25 protein-coding genes are annotated in these 22756 nt (G+C 63.4%); 13 read left to right on the top strand and 12 right to left on the bottom strand.

Going from position 1 to position 22756, the window contains the following annotated elements:
• Positions 1 to 263 precede the first annotated feature (263 nt).
• Positions 264 to 737, bottom strand: coding sequence for a transcription elongation factor GreA (greA, locus tag FJ934_RS24580; RefSeq protein ID WP_008877613.1), 474 nt, complete (start codon positions 735 to 737; stop codon positions 264 to 266).
• 269 nt (positions 738 to 1006) lie between these two features.
• Complete coding sequence (locus tag FJ934_RS24575; RefSeq protein WP_140613013.1) at positions 1007 to 1546, bottom strand: tetratricopeptide repeat protein; 540 nt, start codon at positions 1544 to 1546, stop codon at positions 1007 to 1009.
• A gap of 152 nt (positions 1547 to 1698) precedes the next feature.
• On the opposite strand from FJ934_RS24575, the gene FJ934_RS24570 reads away from it, so the two are divergent.
• The 5 genes from FJ934_RS24570 to FJ934_RS24550 all read left to right on the top strand — a co-directional run bounded on the left by FJ934_RS24570 (position 1699) and on the right by FJ934_RS24550 (position 6057).
• Positions 1699 to 2124, top strand: a complete 426-nt coding sequence (locus tag FJ934_RS24570) for a DUF3775 domain-containing protein (RefSeq protein ID WP_140613012.1) — start codon at positions 1699 to 1701, stop codon at positions 2122 to 2124.
• Between the two features lie 198 nt (positions 2125 to 2322).
• Positions 2323 to 3360, top strand: coding sequence for an extensin family protein (locus FJ934_RS24565; RefSeq protein ID WP_246671626.1), 1038 nt, complete (start codon positions 2323 to 2325; stop codon positions 3358 to 3360).
• A 200-nt stretch (positions 3361 to 3560) separates the two neighbouring features.
• Positions 3561 to 4367 carry an extensin family protein gene (locus FJ934_RS24560; RefSeq protein WP_140613010.1) on the top strand — a complete coding sequence of 269 codons (807 nt, stop codon included), beginning with the start codon at positions 3561 to 3563 and terminating at the stop codon, positions 4365 to 4367.
• A gap of 41 nt (positions 4368 to 4408) precedes the next feature.
• The gene (locus tag FJ934_RS28550) at positions 4409 to 4513 is read left to right on the top strand and encodes an LssY C-terminal domain-containing protein (RefSeq protein ID WP_246671624.1); all 105 of its coding nucleotides are present in this window, start codon (positions 4409 to 4411) and stop codon (positions 4511 to 4513) included.
• Between the two features lie 233 nt (positions 4514 to 4746).
• Entirely contained in the window at positions 4747 to 6057 is a 1311-nt protein-coding gene (locus FJ934_RS24550) for a hemolysin family protein (RefSeq protein ID WP_140613009.1), read from the top strand.
• 91 nt (positions 6058 to 6148) lie between these two features.
• Here FJ934_RS24550 and FJ934_RS24545 read toward each other — a convergent pair whose 3' ends face one another.
• Positions 6149 to 7027 carry a DMT family transporter gene (locus tag FJ934_RS24545; protein WP_140613014.1) on the bottom strand — a complete coding sequence of 293 codons (879 nt, stop codon included), beginning with the start codon at positions 7025 to 7027 and terminating at the stop codon, positions 6149 to 6151.
• Positions 7028 to 7225: 198 nt separating this feature from the next.
• Here FJ934_RS24545 and FJ934_RS24540 point away from each other — a divergent pair, with 198 nt between their 5' ends.
• The gene (locus FJ934_RS24540) at positions 7226 to 7498 is read left to right on the top strand and encodes a hypothetical protein (protein ID WP_246671623.1); all 273 of its coding nucleotides are present in this window, start codon (positions 7226 to 7228) and stop codon (positions 7496 to 7498) included.
• Between the two features lie 182 nt (positions 7499 to 7680).
• Here FJ934_RS24540 and FJ934_RS24535 read toward each other — a convergent pair whose 3' ends face one another.
• A complete protein-coding gene (locus FJ934_RS24535) occupies positions 7681 to 8286 on the bottom strand; it encodes an NADPH-dependent FMN reductase (RefSeq protein WP_140613008.1) in 606 nt (201 codons plus the stop codon).
• Positions 8287 to 8377: 91 nt separating this feature from the next.
• On the opposite strand from FJ934_RS24535, the gene FJ934_RS24530 reads away from it, so the two are divergent.
• Positions 8378 to 8746: a helix-turn-helix domain-containing protein gene (locus FJ934_RS24530; RefSeq protein WP_181165755.1), complete on the top strand. Its 369-nt coding sequence runs from the start codon at positions 8378 to 8380 to the stop codon at positions 8744 to 8746.
• A gap of 158 nt (positions 8747 to 8904) precedes the next feature.
• Here FJ934_RS24530 and FJ934_RS24525 read toward each other — a convergent pair whose 3' ends face one another.
• The 3 genes from FJ934_RS24525 to FJ934_RS24515 form a co-directional block, all read right to left on the bottom strand.
• Positions 8905 to 9108 (bottom strand): hypothetical protein, encoded by a 204-nt coding sequence (locus FJ934_RS24525; RefSeq protein ID WP_140613006.1) that lies wholly within the window; start codon positions 9106 to 9108, stop codon positions 8905 to 8907.
• A 115-nt stretch (positions 9109 to 9223) separates the two neighbouring features.
• The gene (locus tag FJ934_RS24520; RefSeq protein WP_140613005.1) at positions 9224 to 9619 is read right to left on the bottom strand and encodes an acyl-CoA thioesterase; all 396 of its coding nucleotides are present in this window, start codon (positions 9617 to 9619) and stop codon (positions 9224 to 9226) included.
• 122 nt (positions 9620 to 9741) lie between these two features.
• Positions 9742 to 10683 (bottom strand): phosphoribosylaminoimidazolesuccinocarboxamide synthase, encoded by a 942-nt coding sequence (locus FJ934_RS24515; protein ID WP_140613004.1) that lies wholly within the window; start codon positions 10681 to 10683, stop codon positions 9742 to 9744.
• A gap of 258 nt (positions 10684 to 10941) precedes the next feature.
• Here FJ934_RS24515 and FJ934_RS24510 point away from each other — a divergent pair, with 258 nt between their 5' ends.
• The 3 genes from FJ934_RS24510 to FJ934_RS24500 are packed head-to-tail and all read left to right on the top strand — an operon-like array spanning position 10942 to position 14683.
• Complete coding sequence (locus FJ934_RS24510) at positions 10942 to 12558, top strand: GMC family oxidoreductase N-terminal domain-containing protein (RefSeq protein ID WP_140613003.1); 1617 nt, start codon at positions 10942 to 10944, stop codon at positions 12556 to 12558.
• Entirely contained in the window at positions 12555 to 13769 is a 1215-nt protein-coding gene (locus FJ934_RS24505; protein WP_140613002.1) for a mandelate racemase/muconate lactonizing enzyme family protein, read from the top strand. The genes FJ934_RS24510 and FJ934_RS24505 overlap by 4 nt, the downstream gene beginning before the upstream one ends.
• Positions 13766 to 14683, top strand: a complete 918-nt coding sequence (locus FJ934_RS24500; protein WP_140613001.1) for an NAD(P)-dependent oxidoreductase — start codon at positions 13766 to 13768, stop codon at positions 14681 to 14683. The genes FJ934_RS24505 and FJ934_RS24500 overlap by 4 nt, the downstream gene beginning before the upstream one ends.
• Before the next feature lie 352 nt (positions 14684 to 15035).
• Here the strand turns inward: FJ934_RS24500 and FJ934_RS24495 are convergent, their stop codons facing one another.
• Positions 15036 to 15974 carry a diacylglycerol kinase family protein gene (locus FJ934_RS24495; protein WP_140613000.1) on the bottom strand — a complete coding sequence of 313 codons (939 nt, stop codon included), beginning with the start codon at positions 15972 to 15974 and terminating at the stop codon, positions 15036 to 15038.
• 832 nt (positions 15975 to 16806) lie between these two features.
• Here FJ934_RS24495 and FJ934_RS24490 point away from each other — a divergent pair.
• On the top strand, positions 16807 to 17328 hold the full coding sequence (locus FJ934_RS24490; RefSeq protein ID WP_140612999.1) for a hypothetical protein: 522 nt from the start codon (positions 16807 to 16809) through the stop codon (positions 17326 to 17328).
• A 4-nt stretch (positions 17329 to 17332) separates the two neighbouring features.
• On the opposite strand, the gene FJ934_RS24485 is transcribed toward FJ934_RS24490, so the two are convergent.
• The 3 genes from FJ934_RS24485 to FJ934_RS24475 all read right to left on the bottom strand — a co-directional run bounded on the left by FJ934_RS24485 (position 17333) and on the right by FJ934_RS24475 (position 18746).
• A complete protein-coding gene (locus FJ934_RS24485) occupies positions 17333 to 17956 on the bottom strand; it encodes a hypothetical protein (RefSeq protein WP_140612998.1) in 624 nt (207 codons plus the stop codon).
• 14 nt (positions 17957 to 17970) lie between these two features.
• Positions 17971 to 18207 (bottom strand): hypothetical protein, encoded by a 237-nt coding sequence (locus tag FJ934_RS24480; RefSeq protein WP_246671622.1) that lies wholly within the window; start codon positions 18205 to 18207, stop codon positions 17971 to 17973.
• Between the two features lie 296 nt (positions 18208 to 18503).
• The gene (locus FJ934_RS24475; protein ID WP_140612997.1) at positions 18504 to 18746 is read right to left on the bottom strand and encodes a DUF1344 domain-containing protein; all 243 of its coding nucleotides are present in this window, start codon (positions 18744 to 18746) and stop codon (positions 18504 to 18506) included.
• 743 nt (positions 18747 to 19489) lie between these two features.
• Here FJ934_RS24475 and FJ934_RS28545 point away from each other — a divergent pair.
• A complete protein-coding gene (locus tag FJ934_RS28545; protein WP_246671621.1) occupies positions 19490 to 19684 on the top strand; it encodes a DUF2314 domain-containing protein in 195 nt (64 codons plus the stop codon).
• 209 nt (positions 19685 to 19893) lie between these two features.
• Here the strand turns inward: FJ934_RS28545 and FJ934_RS24465 are convergent, their stop codons facing one another.
• A complete protein-coding gene (locus tag FJ934_RS24465; protein ID WP_140612996.1) occupies positions 19894 to 20922 on the bottom strand; it encodes a CapA family protein in 1029 nt (342 codons plus the stop codon).
• A gap of 152 nt (positions 20923 to 21074) precedes the next feature.
• Here FJ934_RS24465 and FJ934_RS24460 point away from each other — a divergent pair, with 152 nt between their 5' ends.
• Positions 21075 to 22331 (top strand): hypothetical protein, encoded by a 1257-nt coding sequence (locus FJ934_RS24460; RefSeq protein WP_140612995.1) that lies wholly within the window; start codon positions 21075 to 21077, stop codon positions 22329 to 22331.
• Positions 22332 to 22756 lie beyond the last annotated feature (425 nt).

The raw sequence follows: 22756 nt of genomic DNA, 5'->3' as shown, positions 1-22756 counted from the left end.
TTGATTTTTCGGTCGAATCAATCGAAAAGGTCGGCGCAGCCCCTCATCCGCCTGCCGGCACCTTCTCCCCGTATAGTAACGGGGAGAAGAGAGCTGGCCGCAATCTTGGCGGCCTTCTTACAACGCTGGCGATTAGCGAAACGATCAATGACGGCGTTCCTTCTCCCCGTCACTATACGGGGAGAAGTGCCCGGCAGGGCGATGAGGGGCAGCGCCGACCTGGCTTGAAGCGCGGACAGGACGAAACCGCGCCGTCAAATTCGTTAAATGAACTGCACCTGGACGATCTCATAGCCGCGCGCACCACCTGGCGCATTGACCTCGATGGCGTCGCCGACTTCCTTGCCGATCAGCGCCCGCGCGATCGGCGAGGAGATCGAGATGCGGCCGGACTTCACGTCGGCTTCCTGGTCGCCGACGATCTGGTAGGTCTTCTTTTCCTCGGTGTCCTCATCGACCAGCACGACGGTGGCGCCGAACTTGACCTTGTCGCCGCTGAGCTTGGTGACGTCGATGACTTCGGCGCGCGCGATCAGGTCCTCGAGTTCGTTGACGCGGCCCTCGTTGAGGCTCTGCGCCTCCTTGGCGGCGTGATATTCGGCATTTTCGGACAGGTCGCCATGCGAGCGCGCTTCAGAGATCGCCTCGATGATGCGCGGCCGCTCTTCCTGCTGGCGCCAACGCAGTTCTTCCTTCAATGACGCGAACCCCTCGCCTGTCATCGGGACCTTGTTCATGATGCCTGACCTTTCTGCCGCCGCCCCCGCGTTTCGGGGGAAGCCTTGTCGTTGGGTACAAAAAGAAAACGGTCCGGCAGCCTCGGGCTAACGGAACCGTTTCACCGCAATTTCCCCCAATATAGCAATCTTCGCGGGTTTTTCACGCCCAAAAAAGCGGTTTTGCAAAAATCGTCACCGCTTTCGCGAGCCGGGCGACGGCGAGGCAAGGTGGCGACAAAAAGCGGCCGCGATCGCTCGCGGCCGCTTCGGGACCCTTGGAGGCCAGGTCAGCTGCGCATGAAATGGTTGATCTGCTCGGCCAGCATGCCGTATTCGCGCGACCCCTTGCCGATACGCTTCTCGATCTCCGCCAGCTGCTGCTGGGCGCCGGCCAGATCGCCGATCTGGAGATGCGCTTCGCCGAGATATTCCCGCACCAGCGTGTAGTTCGGGTCGATGCGCAGCGCCTCTTCGTAATAGCCGAGGCCTACGGCGACACGGCCGGAATGGCGGTGCGAATAGCCGAGATAGTTGAGGATGCGCGGATCCTGCTTGTTGGCGGCAAGGGTGAGCACCGAGATCGCCTCGTCATAGCGCCCGGCCATCGCCAGGTCGTGACCGGCTTCATAGATGCTGTCGTCGTCCAACATGCCTTCCTGGGGCGCGACGCACTTTTTCTTCTTCTTGTCCCAGACCTCGCCCTTCTTGCACTGGGTAACAGTCTGGCCGCCGCCCGAACTGTCGCCGCCCGCGGCGAACGCCGGAACGGCAAGAAACTGCAGAGCGATTAGCGCGCTCGCCGTCTGGATCAGCACTCTTTTATGCATCGAAGCCTCCTGGAGGGGTGAGAATAGAACACTAACGCCAAGTGGTTCGCGTTTCATCCCGGAAAAGCAGGCCTGGAGAACATGAGGTGACGGATGGCGCAAATTCGGTATCATCGCGGATCGAATGAAGACTGAGCCCACGGAGACGGCCCGTGCAGCAACGGCTTGAGAAGAACTGGGAACTTTCGATCGGCCCCGACACCGTGCGCCTGTTCATCCTCAAGGCCAAGGCGCTGAGTGCGGCCGTCAACGAGGATTATGCCGACGGTGCCGAACACGAGATCGAGTTCGATGGCGACACGCACGACAATCACCATCATGACGGCCTTGCCGAGGAGAGTTCGGAAAACCTGACCGAAGAGGAACTGCGCGAACTGATCAACGACCTCAATGTCGATGAAGCCGCCGAACTGATCGCGCTCGCCTGGGTCGGGCGTGGCGACTACGACCCCTCGGAATGGTCGGATGCCGTGACCGCGGCGCGCGAGCGCCCCAACAGGCGCACGGCAAAATACCTGCTCGGCATGCCGCTGCTTGCCGACTGGCTGGAAGAGGGGCTGGAAGCGATCGGCGCGTAACGCTGAAGTAACCGATTGTGATCGCCCGAAGCGGCCGCGCACGCAACTTCGGCATGCCGGTGCCGTTTCGGAGCGATGGCAACGCTGCGCTCTTCCCGAAGGTACCGGATCGCAATGGTCATGGCGGCGACAGTTCTGCTGGCGGCGCCGGCCGACGCCAAACATCGTCACAGGCATTACAAGCCGCTTTCACCGCGAGTGGAGCAGCCGCTGACGCCGCGGGTCGACCAGCCCCTGAAGCCGCGGGGGAAATCGCGGCGCAAGCAGCCGAAACCGAGGGGCGAGCAACAGATCACGCGCAGCCCCGCCCAGCAGACGACGCAGCCTCCGCTGCCATCGCCCGCCGATGTTCCCCTGCCGGAGCAACGTCCCGCAGGCTCGCCAAACACGGAAAAAAGCCCGAAAACGGAAGAACAGAACACCGAGGCCCCAAAGAGCGGCGGGGCTTCCAATCAGTTCAATGAAGAAAAATCCCGTTACAAGAAACAGGCGCTCCCCGAACCGCAAGCCAACATGGAAAGCGAGCCGGAGCCACCGGCCGTGGCGCCAATACCGACACCAAAGCCCGATGACCAGCAGCCCGAGGCCCAGCCGCCTGACGTCGCCCCGCAACCGCCTCAGAAGCCGGCCGATACCGGGGACCAGAAGATGCTTCCCGACCCGCGCTCGGCCGACCTGCCGGCGGACAAGATGCCCGCGGAGGAAGTTGCCTGCCGGGAACGACTGAAGGCGCTCGGGGTCGAATTCGAGGAGCACAAGGCGGAAAGCAATCCCGAAATCGGCTGTTCGATTCCCTATCCCCTGGTGCTGAAGTCACTCGGCAGATCGATCGCGATTGCCCCCGACACCGAGCTCAATTGCCCGATGGCGGAGGCGACGGCGCGTTTTGCCGCTGACGTCGTCCAGCCGGCGGCGAAAGCCGAATTCGGCGCCGATCTGAAATCGATCGGCCAGGCATCGGCCTTCGTCTGCCGGCCGCGACACGGCGCCGGGAAACTGTCGGAGCACGCTTTCGGCAACGCGCTCGATATCGCCAGCTTCACCCTATCGGACGGCAGGACAATCGAGGTCGGCCTGACGCCGCCTGAGAAAGAGGGCAAGTTCCTCGACGCCGTGCGCAAAGCCGCCTGCGGTCCGTTCAGGACCGTGCTTGGACCCGGCGCCGACGCCGACCACGCCTTGCATTTCCATTTCGACCTCGAACCGCGCCGCCATGGCGGCACGTTTTGCCGATGAGCATTGGCTGTCAGCCGCAGGTGCCGCAATTCAGCCGCAGGCATGAACGCGGCCGCTGAGTTTTCCTTTACCCTTGATCGTTAAAATACCGAATATCCGGGCCATGATCCCGAAAAGCGGAAACCGGTTTTCGGAAAAGATCATGATCAGGCAAAGGGTAGGACCTGGTCAGGATCAGGTTCGGGGACAGGATTCCGCCAATGGCCGGCAAATTTCGCGCCGTGTTTCTCTCCATAGCGCGCCAACCCAGACCTGCGGCGCTGCTGGCCACCGGCCTTGCGCTGGCCACGGTTTCGGCCTGTAACACCGGCAACGTGCTGTCGCTCGAACCGGCCGTGGACGTCGGCTCGCAGACCGCGGCCGTGCCGCAATATTCGGGGATGCAGAGGCTTGTCCCGTCCAATCCCTACATGACGCAGGCCGCTTATCCGCGCATGGACACCCCGATGTCACCGACCGAACAGATGCCGGCCAGCGAGACAGACTGCCGCCAGCAGCTGAAGCGTTTCGATGTCGCCTACACCGATCTGGCGCCGATCCATGAAGGCCAGTGCGGCATCGACTATCCGGTCAAGGTCTCGGCCATCGGCAGCGTCGAGATGAAGCCCGCCGCGACGCTGACCTGCGACATGGCCGCCACCTTCGCCGCCTGGACGAAGAATGAACTGGTTCCCTCCGCCCGCTGGCGCTACTTCTCCGGCGTCAAGACCATCCACCAGGGATCGAGCTATTCCTGCCGCAACATCGCCGGCGAAGGCGTGCTGTCCGAGCACGGCAAAGGCAATGCGCTCGACGTCATGAGCATCGAGCTCAACAATGGCGATGACATCGACGTGCGCAAGCCCGGCCTGTTCGCCTTCCGCACGCGCGGCTTCCTCAACAATGTGCGTGCCGACGGCTGCCAGTATTTCACCACCGTGCTCGGCCCCGGCTACAATTACGACCACCGCAACCATTTCCATTTCGACATCAAGAACCGCAAGAACGGCTACCGCGCCTGCCGCTGATGCATGTCGCCCAAAAGTGACCTCGGTCTTGGGAAAACGACATGCATGAAAGCAAGAGTCCAAAGCGCGTCGGCCGCAATGGCGGTCGTGATCCCTACTTCACCGACGGCAAGGCAATCATCGGTGTGTTGAAGCAACTGCGGTGACTCGTGTCACGTCGTGGCGATCGCGATCTTGCCGAATCGACAGCCCCACACATTGTCGTGCGCGCCGTCTGGCCGGTAACGCGCGCTCACGCCAAAGGTGCGGGTTGTCGTCTATGCCCTTGTCGAACACTTTTCGGCGCCGCCGTGAGACAAGGCCTGAAAGACACGCGTCATATTCTAAAAATGACGGCGGACTATTTTCGAGCGGCCCGACGCAATGCTATTGAGCCCTCATGCTATACGTCGAAATCGCTATCGTGGTCGTCCTCATTTGCGTGAACGGCCTTCTGGCAATGTCCGAGCTCGCCATTGTCTCGTCACGGCCAGCCCGGCTCAAGGCAATGATCGACCGCAATATCAACGGCGCCGGCCGTGCCCTGGCGCTCGGCTCCGATCCCGGCAAATTTCTGTCCTCGGTGCAGATCGGCATCACCCTGGTCGGTATTCTCTCCGGCGCCTTCTCCGGCGCCACGCTGGGGGATCGACTGGCAGTGTTCCTGGCCTCGACCGGCATCCGCGAAAGCATCGCCGACCCGCTCGGCGTCGGCATCGTGGTCGCCATCATCACCTATTTCTCCCTGATTGTTGGCGAACTCGTGCCCAAGCAGATCGCCTTGCGCGATCCCGAGCGGGTTGCCGTCCGCGCGGCGCCCGCGATGACCATCCTTGCCACCGTTTCGGCGCCATTGGTGTTCCTGCTCGACATTTCGGGCCGGGCTGTCCTGTGGCTGCTCGGCCAGCGCGGCGAAAGCGAGGAGAAGGTCACCGACGAGGAGATCAAGATGCTGGTCGCCGAGGCCGAGCATCACGGCACCATCGAATCCGACGAGCGGCGCATGATCGCCGGCGTCATGCGGCTTGGTGACCGCGCCGTGCGCGCCGTGATGTCGCCGCGCACCGACGTCGACTGGATCAATCTGCAGTCCGACGATGCCACGATCCGCAAGCTTTTGATGGAGACGCAGCATTCGCGGCTGCCGGCCGGCGACGGCAGCGTCGACGCCATGATCGGCGTCGTCCAGACCCGCGACGTGCTGGCGGCGCTGCTTGCCGGCCGCGCGCTCGATCCGCGCAAACATGTGCGCGCGGCACCCATCGTCCACGACCAGGCCGACGCACTGGACGTGCTGCAAAAGCTGAAGGAATCCGACGTGCCGATGGCGCTGGTGCATGACGAGTACGGCCACTTCGAAGGCATCGTCACCCCTGCGGACATCCTCGAGGCCATCACCGGCGTCTTCCGCTCGGATCTCGAAGCCGGCGAGGAAGAAAACGCCGTCCAGCGCGACGACGGCTCATGGCTGCTCGCCGGCTACATGCAGGCCGACGAGATGGCCGAGGTCCTCGGCATCGACCTGCCGGAAAACCGCGATTATGAGACCGTCGCCGGCTACGTGCTGTCACACATGCATCATTTGCCAACGACCGGCGAATGCGTCGACGCTCAAGGCTGGCGCTTCGAAGTGGTCGATCTCGACGGCCGCCGCATCGACAAGCTGATCGCCACCCGTCTGCCGAGCGGCCACCGCGAGGTGGTACGCTGACAACGGATCGAGATAGCCGCGAGGATCAGACCAGGGACCCTGCGGCTTGCCCAAGTTGCGTTAGCCGTCTGACTCGAGGGAACTCGCTCCCTCAAACCGTGGCTTCGATCGGTTCTGCAAATCTGGGGTTTGAGCGCGTGGCGATCAGGCAGCTGGCCACGATGAGGCCTGCTCCGCCCAGCGTAGTCCAGGTCACCGCCTCGTCGAAGAAGAGGAAGCCGAGCGCGATCGCCCAGATGAAGGCCGAGTATTCCGTCGGGATCAGATATTGCGCTTCGGCGCGGGCATAGGCCCAGCTCATCAGGAATTGGCCGGCGAGTGACAGTGCCGTCACTCCGGCAAGCGGAAGCCAGAGATTGCCCGGCAAGGCGATGGCGAGCCAGGGCGCGGCAAAACCAAGGATCACCGCAACGCAAAGGTTCTGGAACAGCATGATCTCGATTGGCTTGGCCACCAGCGCCTGTTGCCGCGCAAGGATCAGATTGTAGGCGTAGAACACGGTCGACACGAGCACCGCGGCCGTCCCAAGCAGGGCATCGCCGGCATAGCTTCTCTGTCCGAACTGTCCGGCCACGATGATTGCGACGCCCGCCATCCCGGCCAATGAGGCCCAGATCGCCTGCCGCTGTATCCGCTCGCCCAGCAAAAGCGCGGCCAGGAGAAGCGCAAACAGGGGCGCCACGAAACTAAGCCCGATCGCCTCCGCCAGCGGCAGCCTGGCAAGCCCCCAGAAGAAGGACAAAAGGACGATGCCGACAACAGCGGCCCGCAGCGCATGCAGCCTCAGCACCGAAGGAGCAGGAAGCGAGCGCGGCCCCGCCAACCAGCCGGTGCCCGCGACCACGGTCGCCAGCATGCTGCGCCACAGCACCGTGTTGTAGACGCCGACCGCGATGACCAGCACCTTCATCGCGGCATCCATGCCGGACAGGAGGAAGATGCCAAGCGCGCATACGAGCACCGGGATCATCGGGGAAACGGCGCCGGACAGGCTGGATGACTTCACGCGGGCTTACTCAGGTGACGGATGCAAGCTGACATATCAGGGCGACATGGCTGGGCCAGATGGCAGCTCCGACCATATGGCGGTCCAACGATGCCGGCGCGCGCCTCGCGCTTCACGGCCCGCACCGGCAAAGCGGGCCGATCCTGCTGCTCGACCCGTCCCATGCCGAAGACGACCCCCGAGCCCAACTATCCGGCCGAGGCGGCGGTGCGCGGTGTGCGCCAGAATGGCGCCGTCAAATGGCGGGGCGCCGAAATCTATGTCTCGGCCACATTGGCCGGCGAACCGATCGCCATCGAGGAGACTGAGAATGGCGGATGGGCGATGCGCTTCTACGCCCATCCGCTCGGGTTCATCGACGAGAAGGCCATGAAACTGGTTCGCCGCAGCGCAGCGCCAACCCGACCGCTTGGCGCTGCGGCGAACCCATCATGAGGGAGAAAACTGTTACCTATCTATCCGGTTCAAAGTGTTACCCATCTATCGGCTGGACACAGGCAGCCGGATGAGGGGCAGCGCGACGTTTGCTCGAGCAGCACTTATGGGGCCCCCTCCAACGAAAAAGGGCGGCGCAAGCGCCGCCCTTTATCCCTTGGGAGGATAATCTCAAAGAGCGATCAGGCCGCCTTGATTTCATCGTCAACCACTTCGGCGTCGCGCGCCTTCTTCAGCGCCTTGGCCCACCAGGCGACATCGTTGACCAGCGCGGCGGCGGCCTGGTTCAGGTGCTCGAGATCCTCAAGCTTCTTCTCGCCCTGGCGCACGGCGAGGAAGTCGCCCCAGGCGATATGGACGGCGGACTTGACCGGCGCCATCTGCAGTTCGACGGCATGGAGGCGGAGCTGCTCGACGGCGCGGGCGCCACCGACGCTGCCATAGCCGACGAAGCCGGCCGGCTTCTTGTTCCATTCGTTGGCGGCGTAGTCGATGGCGTTCTTCAGCACCGCCGTCGGGCCATGATTGTATTCGGCGGCGGTGAAGATGAAGCCGTCATACTCGGCGACCTTCTTCTGCCAGCGCTGCGCCACCTCGTTGGTCGAAGGCACCCAGGCGGAGGAGGCAACTTCGTCGAAGAAAGGCAGCGGGAAGTCACGCAGGTCGACGACTTCCACGTCGATGTCGGCATGCGACTTGGCGATCTTGGCGATCCATTGGGTGGGCACATCGGCGAAGCGCGCGGCGCGCGTCGAACCAACGATGATGGCGATCTTGGGTTTTGACATGGGAGGCTCTCCATTCCGGTAAAAGCTGGTATCGTTTAGATACCGGCGCTATATGAGATACTGTCAACTCCAGACGCAAGGAGGCACCTTTTTGTTACTGAGGCACCCGCACCGCACCGAAGACTGCCGCGCCATTTCGGAAATCCTGCAGCGTGTCGGCGACAAATGGACCGTGCTCGTGGTCGGCAAGCTTGGCGATGGGCCGCTGCGTTTCAATGAGTTGCGCGCCGCTGTCGGCGGCATCTCGCAGAAGATGCTGACCACCACCTTGCGCGGCCTGGAACGCGACGGTTTCGTCACCCGCACCGTGTTCCCGACCATCCCGCCGCGCGTCGATTACGAGCTGACCGAACTCGGCCATGAACTCCTGATTCCGGTCAGCGCGCTTGGCGAATGGGCACGCAGGAACACCCAGCGCGTCAAGGCGGCACGCGAAAAATTCGACGGGATGCATGGCTGAAACCCTTGCGCGGCAAGGAATCCGGTATCTCGCGATGAGCGACATTGCCTGACGGCAGGCGAACCCGTGACCTCTAAACGAGGCCGCCAAACTTTGCCTATCGCCGGCCAGCACACCCGCTACTTTGACGAGGATAGTCGTGAGCCTGAGGCAACCATTCAGGCTCGTGGCGCCATGTTCCCGCAAGGCGCCGGACTGCAGATCGCGCATGCCGCGGCTGGCACCCCGACGCCCTTGTCGCCCTGCAAGCAGGCGGTGCGTGGAAGGTCGTCCTTGACTTCGGCATAGGCGGTTACGCTCAGCAGGCAGACCAGAGCGACAAGGGCTGCCACGAGCCAGCCGTTCAGCATGTGTTGACGCATTGTCTCTCCTCCAACGCGGCAGAATCGGGCGTGAGGGCAACCGTCGGATGTCGCTAAGCGCGGCGCCCGCACGGCCGATGTTACAATTTGGCCTGTATGAGAGAACGGGCTGTTGTCAACTCTCGGCCGGCACCGCCTTCGGCTTGCCCTCGCCGTCGAGCGCCACCATGACGAAATCGGCGTGCGTCACCTTTTCCATCAGGTCGGAGAGATAGCGCTGCGCCCAGGCCTCGACCTTGAGCGTCATGGACGTACGGCCGACGCGTTCGACATGGGTGTAGATGCACAGCGTGTCGCCGATCTTCATCGGCTTGGCGAAGGACATCTCCTTGACCGCCGCCGTCACCACGCGCCCCCTGGCGCGCTCGGCGGCGCGGATGCCGCAGGCAAGGTCCATCTGCGCCATCACCCAGCCGCCGAAAATGTCGCCGGCCGCATTGGCGTCCGAAGGCATGGCGAGCGTACGCAGCGTCAGGTCTCCGATCGGCCGTCCATCCGCGTAGTGCACCATGCGAGGAAATCCCTTGAGATCGATTGCCCTTGATCCCGTAGCGTCAGGGCGCAGGCACGTCAACGCGCCTTGGGACGGCGCGGTCCACGCCCGCCGCACCGGCGGCAAGGCACGCCTGTCCGTTAGAAGTAGCGCGCGAGGTTCGAGCGGATGCGATCAAGAACGGTATTTCCCGACATGTCGGGAACGAATGCCTTGCCCGTAATCGCCTCGTAGGCCTGCGTGTATATCCTGGAGGCCTGTTCGACGATCTCGTCGGGAATCTTAGGGATCGGATCCTTGTAGGGATCGCAGCGCGCCGCCACCCACGAGCGGATGAAATCCTTGTCGAAGCTCTCCGGCCGCGTGCCGCTTGCGAGCGCCTGTTCGTAACTCGCCGCGATCCAGTAGCGACTGCTGTCGGGCGTGTGGATTTCGTCGGCCAGGATGATGGTGCCGTTCCTGTCGGTGCCGAATTCGTATTTCGTGTCGGCCAGGATCAGGCCGCGCTCGGCGGCGCGTTCCTGGCCGCGCGCGAACAGCTTCAACGCGTAGCTCGAAACGGTATCCCACTGCGCCTCGGTGAGCAGGCCCTGCTCGATGATCTCGGCCCTGGACAACGGCTCGTCATGGCCGCCATCCGCCGCCTTGCTCGTCGGCGTGATGACCGGCTCGGCCAGCTTTTCATTGTCGCGCAGGCCGTCCGGCAGGCGCATTCCATACATGTCCCGCTCGCCGCGCCTGTAGCGGGTCAGGATCGAGGTGCTGGTAGTGCCCGCCAGATAGCCGCGCACGACGATCTCGACCGGCAGGATATCGAGCCTTGTGCCGACGACGACATTGGGATCGGGATATTCGAGCACATGGTTCGGGCAGATATCGGCGGTTTCCTCGAACCAGTAGCGGGCCGTCTGGGTCAGTATCTCTCCCTTGAACGGGATCGAGGTCAGGATGATGTCGAAGGCGCTGAGGCGGTCGGTGGCGATGATGATGCGCCGTCCGTCGGCCAGGTCGTAATTCTCGCGGACCTTGCCCTTGTAGTGACCCGGCAGCTCGGGAATGAAGGCATCCGACAGGGTCCGCATCTGATTCCTGCCTTCCGCAGAGTGGCCAGAGCATGGTTCCGAAAAGTTGCAGACTTTTCGGAAAAAATCATGCGCCAAGATAATTCCATCGCATAAGCTGTCGAGCCCATTCGTATCAAGCGCGATTGTCGGTATTCCCCGCAATCCGGCCCGGCATCGCGGTCGCTTTTTTCACAACCGATGCCGGAAGGCACGGCGACGCGGCAAGCCCGCCGCGTCTAGGCTGCGGCCAGATTTTCGGAGCCGCTTATTTCCATCATGCAGACTTATGACTTCATCATCGTCGGCTCCGGCTCGGCCGGCTCGGTGCTCGCCGACAAACTGTCGGCTTCGGGCCGCTTCTCGGTGCTGGTGCTCGAAGCCGGCGGCACCGACCGGCGCTTCTACGTGCAGATGCCGCTGGGTTACGGCAAGACCTTCTTCGATCCCAAGGTCAACTGGAACTACAAGTCCGAACCCGACCCCGGCCTTGGCGGCAATGTCGACCACTGGCCGCGCGGCAAGCTGCTCGGCGGCTCGAGCTCGATCAACGCCATGGTCTGGATCAGGGGCGCGCGCGAGGATTTCGACGACTGGCGCGCCGCCGGCAATCCCGGCTGGGGCTACGACGATTTGCTGCCGGTCTTCAAGGCGATCGAGGACAATGAGGCCGGCGCCGACCAATGGCGCGGCACCGGCGGCCCGCTGCACATCACCGACACCACGAAGGCCGTCCACCCGCTGACGAAGCGCTATCTCGCCGCCGGCCAGCAGGCCGGCCTGCCGCTCAATCCTGACTTCAACGGCGCGGCCCAGGAAGGCGTCGGCATCTACCAGATCTCGACTAGGAACGGCCGCCGCATGTCGGCGGCCCGCGCCTTCCTGCGCCCGGCGATGAAGCGCGGCAATGTCCGCGTCGAGACCAACGCGCTGGCAAGCCGCATCCTGTTCGAAGGCAAGCGCGCTGTCGGCATCGAATATCTTCAGAACGGCCAGACGAAAACGGCCCGCGCCGGCCGCGAGGTGATTCTTTCCACCGGCTCGATCAACTCGCCGCAGCTCATGCAGCTCTCCGGCATAGGACCCTCGGAGTTGCTGAAGCAGCTAGGCATCCCGGTCGTTCATGCCAACGAGAATGTCGGCGCCAATCTGCAGGACCATGTCGGCATCAACTACACCTTCAAGGGCAAACTGCCGACGCTCAACCAGATCCTGCGTCCCTGGTGGGGCAAGCTGCTGGTCGGCATGCAGTACATCCTCACCCGTTCCGGCCCGCTGTCGCTCTCGATGAACCATGGCGGTGGTTTCTTCCGCACCGACCCGGCGGCCACGCGGCCCAACATGCAGCTCTATTTCCAGGCGTTCTCGACCATCATTCCAAAGAGCGGCGAACGTCCGATCCTGACTCCCGATCCCTGGCCGGGCTTCTCCATCGGCCTCTCCAACTGCCGCCCGTCCAGCCGTGGCGAGATCATGATCCGCTCCAGCAACCCGCTGGATCATCCAAAAATCGTCGCCAACGCCTATTCGACCAATGCGGACATCGACGAAATGCTGGCGGCGGTGAAATTCGTGCGCAAGATCGCCTCGATGCCGGCCATGGCCGAGATCATCGCCGAAGAGGTCTTGCCCGGCCCTTCGATCGAGTCCGACGCCGACCTGATCGCGGATTTCAGGAAGCGCTCGGGCACCGTCTATCACCCGGTTTCGACCTGCCGCATGGGCCCCGATCCCTCGCGCGCCGTCGTCGATCCGCGCCTCAGGGTGCATGGGCTCGAAGGCCTGCGCGTCATCGACGCGTCGATTTTCCCGGACAACATCACCGGCAACACCAACGCCGCCTCCGTCATGACCGGATGGAAGGGCGCCGAACTGGTTCTGGAGGACCACAAATGAAGATCACCGACGTCAAGACCTGGGTTGTCGGCAACCCGCCGCCCGGCATCGGCGGCAAGTATTTCATCTTCGTCAAACTGACCACCGATGGCGGCGTAGTCGGTTATGGCGAGGCTTACAATGCCACCTTCTCGGCCCATGTCACGGCCAGGATGGTCGAAGACATGGCCGAGCGTTATCTCGTCGGCCGCGATCCGCACGACGTCGAGAACTTCTTCCGCCGCGCCTATTCCTCCGGCTTCACCCAGCGCCCCGACGTGTCCGGAATGGGCTGTTTTTCCGCGCTCGAAATGGCCTGCTGGGACATTATCGGCAAGGAGGCGAACAAGCCGGTCTACAAATTGCTTGGGGGCCAGGTGCATGAGACGCTGCGCTCCTACACCTATCTCTATCCGCACACCGGCAGCGTCCATTCCGAGGATGCGCCGGACGGCAGGAACGTCTACAACGATCCCGACCTGGCGGCGGCCTGCGCGCTCGAATATGTCGAGCAGGGCTTCAATGCCGTCAAGCTCGACCCGGCCGGCCCCTATACCGCCTTCGACGGCCACCAGCCGCGCCTGCTCGATATCGACGTCTCCACCCGCATGATCAGGGCGATCCGCGAGGCGGTCGGCACCCGCGCCGACATATTGTTCGGCACGCACGGCCAGTTCACGGCATCCGGCGCACTACGGCTCGCCCGCGCCATAGAGCCCTATGATCCGCTGTGGTTCGAGGAGCCGGTGCCGCCCGATATGCCCGAAGTGATGGCGCAGGTCGCTCGCGGCACCTCCATCCCGATCGCTACCGGCGAGCGGCTGACGACAAAGTCCGAATTCGCCCGCGTCATCGAGAACCGCGCCGCGACCATCCTGCAGCCGGATCTCGGCCGCTCCGGCGGCATTCTCGAAACCAAGAAGATCGCCGCGATGGCCGAGGCCTATCACATCCAGATCGCGCCGCACTGCTATTGCGGACCGATCGTCGGTGCCGCCAACATCCAGCTGGCGGTGACGCTGCCCAACTTCCTCATCCTCGAATCGCTGAAGCAGTGGGACGGTTTCCACGCCACGCTGCTGAAGAAGAAGATCGAGTGGCAGGACGGCAATGTCATCCCGTCGAAGGAGCCTGGCCTCGGCGTCGAGCTCAACGAGGACGTCTGCGATGCGCACCCCTACACCGGCAAGGACCTGCATCTGCAGATGATGCAGACTCCGTTGATGCCGTGAGCGAAAGCTACGCCTTCATCGGCCTCGGCCATCTCGGCGGCAACCTTGCCGCCAGCCTGGTCCGCAACGGCTTCGCGGTCACCGTCTTCGACCGCGACCCTGCCGCCGTCGAGCGCCTGGTAGCGCTCGGCGCCACATCGGCGAACAGCCCCGCCGAGGCCTCGGCGCAGGCCGGCAATGCCGTCACCTGCCTGCCCTCGCCCAAGGTCAGTGAAGCGGTGCTGGCCGACCCCGGCGGACTGCTGGCGGGCCTGCCCAAGGGCGGCACCTGGATCGAGATGTCGACCAACGGCCGTGATGAGATCGTGCGCCTCGCCGCCCTCGCCTCGGCCAAGGGTGTCGAGACACTGGAATGCCCGGTCACCGGTGGCGTGCATCTGGCGGCAGCGGGCAAGATCACCGCGCTGGTTGGCGGCGATGCCGCGCTTTACGAACACCATCGCGCTGCAATCGAAGCCATGTGCGCGCGCTCCTTCCTGATGGGCCCGGTTGGCTCTGCGGCGGTGATCAAGGTGATCACCAACATGCTGGCCTTCATCCACCTCGTCGCCGCCGGCGAGGCATTGATGCTGGCCAAGCAAGGCGGGCTCGACCTCGCCCAGTCCTATCACGCCATCGTCGCCTCCTCTGGCAACAGCTTCGTCCATGAGACCGAAAGCCAGCTCGTTCTCAACGGCTCCTACGATATCGGCTTCACCATGGACCTGGCGCTGAAGGACCTTGGCTTCGCGCTCGGCATGGGCAGGGATTTCGGCGTCCCGCTCAAGCTGGCCTCGCGCGTCAACGCGATTTTCGAGCAAGGCAAGCAAGCCTATGGCGGCGGTGCCTGGTCGACCCAAATCGTCAAGCTGCTCGAGGACGCCGTCGGCACCGACCTGCGCGCGGCTGGTTTCCCGGCCAAGCTGGAACCATGAGCAAGACTAACTAATAAATGAAATCAAGACGTTGGGCAAGAATCTAGAATCATAGCCGCAACACCTTGAATCAGAACAGCAACATCTCGACTGGTTTCTCGGGCGAGTTGAATCGGACAACATGCCTCGGTGATTGGCGGAAAACACCCCTTCCCCTTCGTCATCCTCGGGCTTGCCCCGAGGATCCATGCCGTAATATCAAGGCGATGCAACGGTGCCGACTTCTCCTCCACCGCACTCCTCGGCCAAGGTCACGGCATGGATCTCAGGGTCTCCGCGACGGAGCTTCGCTCCTGCTTCGCCCTAGGATGACGACGTTGCGCGACGCGGCATTGCCGGGCAACGCCTTGATTCAATATCTGAGCGTCAGGGCGCCGGGCAGGATCTCGAAGGTCGCCGGAATGCGCCCGGGCGACTCGCCGTCTATGTCGACCAGCGCACCGTTCTCTGCCCCATCGCCAAGCGGTTCGACAACCACTTTCCTGCCGCGCAATATGGTGATCGCCGGGTGGTTGCGATGCCGCCCGCCATAGAGGAGGCGGATGTCCCAGATCAGTTTCAGCTTGCCCGCCGCGCGCAGGATGACGATGTCGAACTGCCCGTCGGTCAGTTCGGCATCGGGCGCGATCATCATGCCGCCGCCGAAGAACTTTCCATTGGCCACCGCCACCAGCGCCATGCGTGCCTCAACCGGGGCGCCGTCATCGACGGTGATCCGGACATGCTGGAAGCGATAACGGATGAACTCGACCACGGTGCGCCACAGGAACAGCGTCCTGGCCGACATCCTGCCCTTGCGCTTGTCGGCGTTGACGGCGCGGTCGGTGGCGCCTGACAGGCCGAGGCTGGCGATGTTGATGAAGTGACGGCTGGCCAGCGCGCCATGGTCGTCGATGTAGCAGATGCGGCCGGCATCGACGGCCCTCGCCTTCGCCTCGGCGATCCGCTTCAGGGTCGCATCCACCGCCCTCGGCAGGCCGAGCCCGCGCGCGAAATCGATGCCGGTGCCGCAGGGCAGCAAGCCGAGCTCGGTCTTCCGCCCGCCTTCCTCGCCGGCCTGCAGCAGCCCGTCGGCCACTTCGCTGGCGGTGCCGTCGCCCCCGGCCGCGATCACCAGATCGAAGCCATTCACCGCGAGATCGATCGCCAGCCGTTCGGCATCGCCCTCGGCCTGCGTCTCGCGCAACTCGAAATCGCCGAAGTGTTTTCTCAGCGCGGCGGCGACATCAGGCCAATGCCGTTTCAGCCGGCCGCCACCCGCAATCGGATTGAGCACCACCCCGACTTTCAAATGCTCGCTCTCCCCGGCACCGAGCCTATGTGTTCGATCCTTTGCCGGCATTGAAGCCCGCGTCCATCGGCGGAGCAAGAGGGACCTTCGATCGGAGCGTGGAAAAGCAGGGGCGGGCTGTCTAAAGCAGTCAGGGCCGAAATTCCGGGCCCAGTGGCAAACGCTCCCCGATAATCCCACTATCCACAGGCCCGGGACCATTTCCCGGAACCCTTACCCGGCGTAAGTTCAACCCATCTCAGGCGGCTACCGATCATCGAGCCGAAAGGCGAAAGTGAAAGGCGGATTTCCTGAGGCCCGTACGGCCCGGATCGAGAACAGGCTTGCCTGTGCGAGGGACGGAAGCCGAGCTACGGGGCCGCGGAAAGCGTGCCAACGCCGACGGCGGACCGATGCTGCCATGAAGGACGGCAAAAACCGTCGATGGCACGCAGGGCAAGCCCGCAAGGGCCAAGCCCAGCGTGGTCTGGACGGATGCCGCCCTTGGGTGGCCTCTGGCAAGACCGTCAAAATCAAGGCCGGCATGGCGCGACGACTGTAGGGAAGTTGCTGCCGCGACCGCGTCCTGATCTGACAGGGAGGCGCTGGGAGAAATCCCGGCGCCGACTGTCTTGCGCCCCTCCAACTTCTTTCCCGGCGACGTTGCGGGTGCCGCTCGATCGGTAGGCCCCGCCATGCGTCGACTGATCCGGATAGACACGTGCCGCCACCTACATTCCACAATCGAGGCCAAAATCCCGCCTTGATCGACGCGCGATGGAGGATCGCGTGTCGCCTGGAACGCGGCATGCACCTGACTGGGCTGCCGGGGGCATCTCGAAGGGACAAGACCGTGATCAAGACCGCCCTTGTCGCCATGACCATTGTGGGCTGCGACTGCGACGCGAAGCTGTGTGAATATATCGGCGAGACGCCGGCCAAATGGTCGACCATCGCCGAGTGCGAAGCCGCGATGAAGAGCCAGATCCTGCGCCAGCATAATTTCAACTATCCCCTGGTGTCCGGCATCTGCCGCACCAAGGGCTCGGCGTCCTCCTCGCAACTGGCCGCTACGGCATCCCGCCCGGAACTGAAGCCCGCCGACCGGACCGTTGCGCCGGAACGGCCGCTGCCGCCGGAACTGAGCCACCGTCCGAGCGTCTCGGTCGGCTCGCCGACGACGGCCATGGATGCGGCCGCCGCGCGGCCCGTCGCCTATGAACAGGTGGTCGATGGTGGAACCGGCACGCTCTATCGCACCAAGAATGGCTACGCCGTGGTCAAGACCGATCTTGGCCGCGCCGCTTCCGCGACCGCCGACGCGGCAAAGCGTTCGGTGAACTGGCTGGCCGGCCTTGTACCAACGGGACTTTAAGTCCCTACAGTTTGACCTTCAGGCTCTCCCAGAACTTGTCGATCAGCGGCTTTTCGGTGGCTGCGTCCTCGCCGGCGACGCGTGTGATGAACAGCAGGCCCTGATCGGCAAGGCCGAAGCCGACGATCTCGAAATAGGCGGTATCGGTGCGCGTCTTCACCTCGGCGCGGATGCCAGTCAATTCCTTGCCGTTGCCGAGCTTGCGCGTCGTCGGCTGCTGCGTCAGTTCGGCACCCGCCTGCACTGATTCCTTGGTCATTTCCTGCAGCATGAGCTGGTTGAGCGACACCGGATTCATCTTGCCGTATTCCTGCACCACGACGATCGTGCCCAGCGCCGAGGCCATCAGATATTGCGTGATGTTTTCGCCGAGATCGGTCTTGGTCACCGAAATGTCGCTCGGATGGACGAAGGAGAAACTGCCGCCCGAAAAGGTGGCGAAGTCGTTGCGCTCGAGCGTCACCTTGCTCTTTTTGCCGCCGGGCAGCGTCACATCGGCGGTGTCGCCGGGATCAATGTCGACCGTCACGCCATCGATGGTCAACCTGAAGGCCTTGAGGTCCTCGGCTCCGGCCGGTCCAGCGCACAGTGCGATGAGAGAGAGGGCTGCCGCTGATACCATCCGCATGGTTGTTCTCCTGCCTACGACGCCGCCCTGCCCAGCGCCTTGATGGCACGGTAGACGGTCGAGGAAAACAGTTCCGTCGGGTCATATTGCCGTTTTGCCGCCAGGAAGGCCGGCAGCTCGGGATAGGATGCCAGCAATTCCCTGGCCGTATAATGCAGCTGGTAGGGCAGGAAGAAGCGCCCGCCATGCTTGATCGTCACGACGCGCCCGGCGTTCTTCAGCCCCGAAGGCCCGCGCGCCAGCCGCGCCATGGTGGTGTCGCCCCAAGCACCGCGCCGCCGACCACCGCGGCACCGAGCAGCAAGCGCCGCGACAGGCGAAACCCTTTCTTTTCCTCGGCCATGAATATCCCCCGTCGGCCAAGGGATAGCGCGGCTCTTTGGCAAAAATCATGGCGGCGCTGCCGGAACGGCGTTCCACCACCCTGGTCGGCCAGCGGTGAGCGACCAACAATATGAAAATGGCCGATCCCCTAGGGAATCGGCCAGCATTGGAGCAGGGTCTGAAAGGTCAGGTCAGCAGGTCCGCCGACGCGTGACGTTCATGTCTAGGAAGCCTTCTTGATCGACGTCACCATGCCGGTCTTGTCGTCCACCGTCACCGCTACCTTGGCGCCGACCTTCAGTTTCCCAAGCGCCGCTTTTGGCGACAGCTGGTAGATCTTGCCGTCGTCGAGGGTGATCGACTTGGTCGTCGGATCGACGGCCTGGATGGTGCCCTGAACGGTCGCGGCATAGGCCGTGCCGAGGAAGGCGAGCAGAGCGGCGGTGGTTGCGAGGGTCTTCTTCATCGATAGCACTCCGTGCTGTTTCGGTTTCGTCTGGTTGCCTTGATGGCCGTCGCCTTGGGAACGACGGCACCGAACGAGCCGAGACTGGAATGGAAGACCTGCTTCCTGCAAATCACATTGAGTGAATTTTAGCAAAGGAAATCATAGGCTTAATCCTGACACATTGCTTCCAGCCGACGTGGTTTCCTGATGTTTCGCCCCTCCCAATGAGCCCACTTTTTTCCACGAAAAGAGTCGGTTAGCCAATTGTGGCTGGCGGGTTGCGGGCATCACGCAGCCGCCGCAATCCGTCTGGTGCAGGATCACGAAACAGTCTGGCGGCGTCCCACAGGGTCAAATTTTGTTTCATGGGATCAGCTCGAATGTTCCTTGAGCGGATGAGGCTCGCGTGCCGGTTGCAAACCCGAAATGGATGCGGGATGGTGGCGGTTACTATGGTGAGGGGCCCTCCGTGCAGTCCGGACCATGATATCCCTGGTGCTGGCGTTTGCTCCGGGATTGGCCGGCGCACAAGGCGCGGACCCGGGCGACGACAAAACGGTCATCTTTGCTCCGGGCGATCCGGAAATGACGGCCGCCACCGCGCGGGCGCTCGCGAGGCTCGATGGATTCCTGGCCTTGGCAGAAGCGCCTCCCTCCGGCACGGACAGGTTCAAATTGAAGGTCCAGGTGCGCGACGGCAACGTCACCGAGCACTTCTGGGTCATCCCTTCCGCCGCACGGAAAGCGGATTTGTCGGCATATTGGCGAACCAGCCGGAGCAAGTGCACAATGTGGTGCTCGGCCAGAACATCGAGTTCACGCGGGACGATATTTCCGACTGGGGATACACCAGGGATGGCCGCCAGGTCGGCAGCTTCACCGTCTGCGTGATGTTCAAGAGGATGTCCAAGGAAGAGGTCGACTATATGCGCGGTAAATACGGCTTCGACTGCTGAGCCGCCCAGCTTTCGTCTTGATGCGCATCATTGTGCCGAACTGGTAACCGCATCATGTCAAGGCTGCGGAGGATGCAGTCTCGACGCGTGGCGAAGAGATTCAAGGGTGCCTCGCACCTGTCGTGCGCCGCGAGGCCGCGCCTTTCGGGCAAACGCTGGCGCCGGCCCACCTGGGCGATAGGCAAATGGCTCGGCTTTCAGTTGCAACGCTATGGAAAGACCGCCCTCAACCGCCCCTCGACCTTTCCCCTCATCGCACCTGCCAAAGCCCCGACCGGCACCAGCCGTTCATGATCTCCGTGCCGCAGCCGAACAAAGGGATGCAGCCGGTAGGACGCAATGGCACCACGCGTCCCTTCATCGGCGCTGACGTCGACGGCGAAAATCCCGCCAATGCGACCCGGCCAGGGCTGGCGGGCGAAAGCGGTGCCGAGGAAATCACCGAGCCCGTAGGCGACGACCGTCCCGCCGATCCGCTCCACCGGCTGAATCACATGGGCATGGTGGCCGGCGATCAGCCCGACGCCCTGCCCGGCCAGGTGTCTGGCCAGGGCCCGCGTCGCAGCACGCGGAAAGTGCCGGAACTCCCAGTCCCAATGGGGGACCGCGCAGAGAAGGTCGAGACGATCGCGTGACCAGCCCGTCGGGTCGCTGTCCATCGACACCCGCCCGGCAAACAGGCGCTCGTCGGCATTGCGCCACAGCGTGAAGGCGGCGAAGCCGACACTCAACGGTCCGACTTTGACAGCCTGCACCAGGCCGTCGGCGGCCAGGCCGATGGTGCGGGTGCCGAGCCGCTTCAGCGCGGCCACCGTCTCGTCGAAACCGGCGACACCCTGGTCGAGGACATGATTGTTGGCCAGCGACAGCACGAGTTTTTCGCGCGCGATACCGGCCGCCGCCAGCGCCTCGGCCAGAAACGGTTCGCTCATCGCATGATGCGTGCCGAGCTTTGTTCCCAACACGGCACTCGGCCTGTCCACGACAGGGCTTTCGCAATTGCCGATCACCAGATCGGCGGCGCCAAGCAGCGCCTTGATCGCCGGATCGCAGTCCGGCGCGCTGCTGTTGGCCACCGCCGAGATGTCGCCGATGAAGGCAAGCCGCACCGTCCGCTCCGGCGGCGGCTCCATCAACGTCCCCGCCATCGGCGCAAACCCGCTGGCGTCGCCGCCGAGCGACGGTTTCAGGAATCGCGGCAGCCACGACAGTTTGTAGGAGAGCGGATAGTTCGACACGCAATGCCCAATCGTTTGCCTTGTTTAGACTTTCCAGCGGGCGGGTTGAAGCTGTCGACGCTCAACGATGTGGACAGCGCGGCGGCCCTGACAGGCGCGGCATCGCAAATTTGTGTATGGTCACGCCGGACGACACCGCTTGGGAGGGAAAGATGACACGAATAGCAATCCTGCTGGCATCCGCCTTCATTGTCCTTGTGCCCCTGTCTTCCGCCAACGCCGCCATGCCCGAAGCGGCAACCGCGCTTTTCCAGGCGAAGACCGTGGCCGCGCGCGACAGTGCGCTTTCGACGCTGGAGGCGGCCGCGCCGAAGGATCCCGCATCGGCCTATGCCGCCGGCGCCGGCGAGTTCTTCACCGCGCTGGAGTTGCTGGCCAGCGGCCTGCACCGCCATGGCTTCGAGAGCCCGCGATCCTTCATGCTGCCGCTGATGCAATTGCCGGTACCAGAAAATCCCAACCCCGAGCCGCTCACCTATGAGCAGTTCCGCGCCATCCTGGTCGCCTTCCGCAACCGGCTGGAAAAATCCGCCACCACGCTTGGTTCGGTGCCGGCCGATGCCGACATCGGCATGGTCATCGACCTCACCCATGTCGGCATCGACCTCAATGAGGACGGCGCGATCGCGCCCGACGAAAGCATGGCGGCTATCATGGCCGCGCTGTCGCGCGGCAGCATCTCGCAGGGCGACGCCACGCCTGCGCTCACCTTTCGCTTCGATCGCGCCGACGGCTATTGGTTGCAGGGCTATGCCGAGTTCCTGATGGCGCAGGCCGATTTCTGGCTGGCGCATGATTTCAGGGGCATGTTCGACGGCTCCTTCCACATGCTGTTCCCACGCGCCAAACTGCCGTTGCAGAACATTCTCGTGCCGCCGCCGAGCGACGTGGGCAGCAACATCTTCTCCTCGGAATGGCGCATCGCCGATTTCATCTCGATGGTGCATCTCATCAACTGGCCGGTGGTCGAGCCGGAGCGCCGCAAGGCGGCGCGTCGGGAACTGCTCGAAATGATCCGGCTGTCGCGCGAAGATTGGAAGGCGATCCGCGCCGAAACAGACAATGATCACGAATGGCTGTCCGGCCCGCAGCAGAAGGGTGAGAACCCGCTCACCGGTCTCGAAGTCGGCGAGGAACAGGTGCAGGCCTGGCTCGCCACCTTGACCATGGCCGAGGATCTGCTGGACGGGCGTGTGCTGCTGCCGCATTTCCGCATCACCGGCAAGGGCATCAACATGAAGCGCTTCTTCGACGAGCCCAAGCCTTTCGACCTCGTTCTGTCGATCACCGGCCCCGGCATCGCGCCCTACCTCGAAAGCGGCAAGATTCTGACCAGCGAGGATTTCGACCAGATCCAGCGCGAGTTCGGCGGCGGCGGGTTCTTGACTTTCGCGCTCTGGTTCAACTGAGGCTTGGCTTCCTCCGCAGTTGGCGCCATTGCCCCGCCGCACCTACGGGCACGCAGCACAAGGAAGGCAGAAGCCTTGAGCCTGCCGGCCCGAAAATCTCTGGCAATATGGCAACGGTTTTGCGGGGTGCCGCAGGCGTTTTCAGTGACCAGGCGAACGGCGGATGGCGTGCCCGATTGCCGCAGGCACCGCCGAACCGCCTTACTACAAACATTAGCAGAGGCTGTTTTGCTTGACTTGGCCGGCAAAAACAGGCAGCAAAACACCCTTGGAAGGGCTGCAATACCGCGTGCATGGTCGTGGACAAGCCTTTTTTGGCACAAAGTCCACGTCTCTCGGTTGGTTTTGAGAGGGATTGGTTAACCAACTTTGTCCATATTTTAAAGCAATCGGCAACTAACGACAGGCGCGGCAAACGCGTCGGG

The sequence above is a fragment of the Mesorhizobium sp. B2-4-12 genome, from assembly GCF_006441575.1.
Classification (GTDB): Bacteria; Pseudomonadota; Alphaproteobacteria; order Rhizobiales; family Rhizobiaceae; genus Mesorhizobium.
The sequence above is the reverse complement of the archived record's forward strand: the minus strand, read 5'-3'. Positions and strand labels throughout refer to the sequence as shown.

Coding starts and splice junctions, on each gene's coding strand:
- FJ934_RS24460 (WP_140612995.1), top strand. CDS start 21,075: ATGACACGAATAGCAATCCTGCTGGCATCCGCCTTCATTGTCCTTGTG.
- FJ934_RS24475 (WP_140612997.1), bottom strand. CDS start 18,746: ATGAAGAAGACCCTCGCAACCACCGCCGCTCTGCTCGCCTTCCTCGGC.
- FJ934_RS24505 (WP_140613002.1), top strand. CDS start 12,555: ATGAAGATCACCGACGTCAAGACCTGGGTTGTCGGCAACCCGCCGCCC.
- FJ934_RS24515 (WP_140613004.1), bottom strand. CDS start 10,683: ATGCGGACCCTGTCGGATGCCTTCATTCCCGAGCTGCCGGGTCACTAC.
- FJ934_RS24535 (WP_140613008.1), bottom strand. CDS start 8,286: ATGTCAAAACCCAAGATCGCCATCATCGTTGGTTCGACGCGCGCCGCG.
- FJ934_RS24545 (WP_140613014.1), bottom strand. CDS start 7,027: ATGATCCCGGTGCTCGTATGCGCGCTTGGCATCTTCCTCCTGTCCGGC.
- FJ934_RS28550 (WP_246671624.1), top strand. CDS start 4,409: ATGCATGAAAGCAAGAGTCCAAAGCGCGTCGGCCGCAATGGCGGTCGT.
- FJ934_RS24480 (WP_246671622.1), bottom strand. CDS start 18,207: ATGGCGCGGCTGGCGCGCGGGCCTTCGGGGCTGAAGAACGCCGGGCGC.
- FJ934_RS24575 (WP_140613013.1), bottom strand. CDS start 1,546: ATGCATAAAAGAGTGCTGATCCAGACGGCGAGCGCGCTAATCGCTCTG.
- FJ934_RS24550 (WP_140613009.1), top strand. CDS start 4,747: ATGCTATACGTCGAAATCGCTATCGTGGTCGTCCTCATTTGCGTGAAC.
- greA (WP_008877613.1), bottom strand. CDS start 737: ATGAACAAGGTCCCGATGACAGGCGAGGGGTTCGCGTCATTGAAGGAA.
- FJ934_RS24560 (WP_140613010.1), top strand. CDS start 3,561: ATGGCCGGCAAATTTCGCGCCGTGTTTCTCTCCATAGCGCGCCAACCC.
- FJ934_RS24540 (WP_246671623.1), top strand. CDS start 7,226: ATGCCGAAGACGACCCCCGAGCCCAACTATCCGGCCGAGGCGGCGGTG.
- FJ934_RS24485 (WP_140612998.1), bottom strand. CDS start 17,956: ATGCGGATGGTATCAGCGGCAGCCCTCTCTCTCATCGCACTGTGCGCT.
- FJ934_RS24520 (WP_140613005.1), bottom strand. CDS start 9,619: ATGGTGCACTACGCGGATGGACGGCCGATCGGAGACCTGACGCTGCGT.
- FJ934_RS24510 (WP_140613003.1), top strand. CDS start 10,942: ATGCAGACTTATGACTTCATCATCGTCGGCTCCGGCTCGGCCGGCTCG.
- FJ934_RS24525 (WP_140613006.1), bottom strand. CDS start 9,108: ATGCGTCAACACATGCTGAACGGCTGGCTCGTGGCAGCCCTTGTCGCT.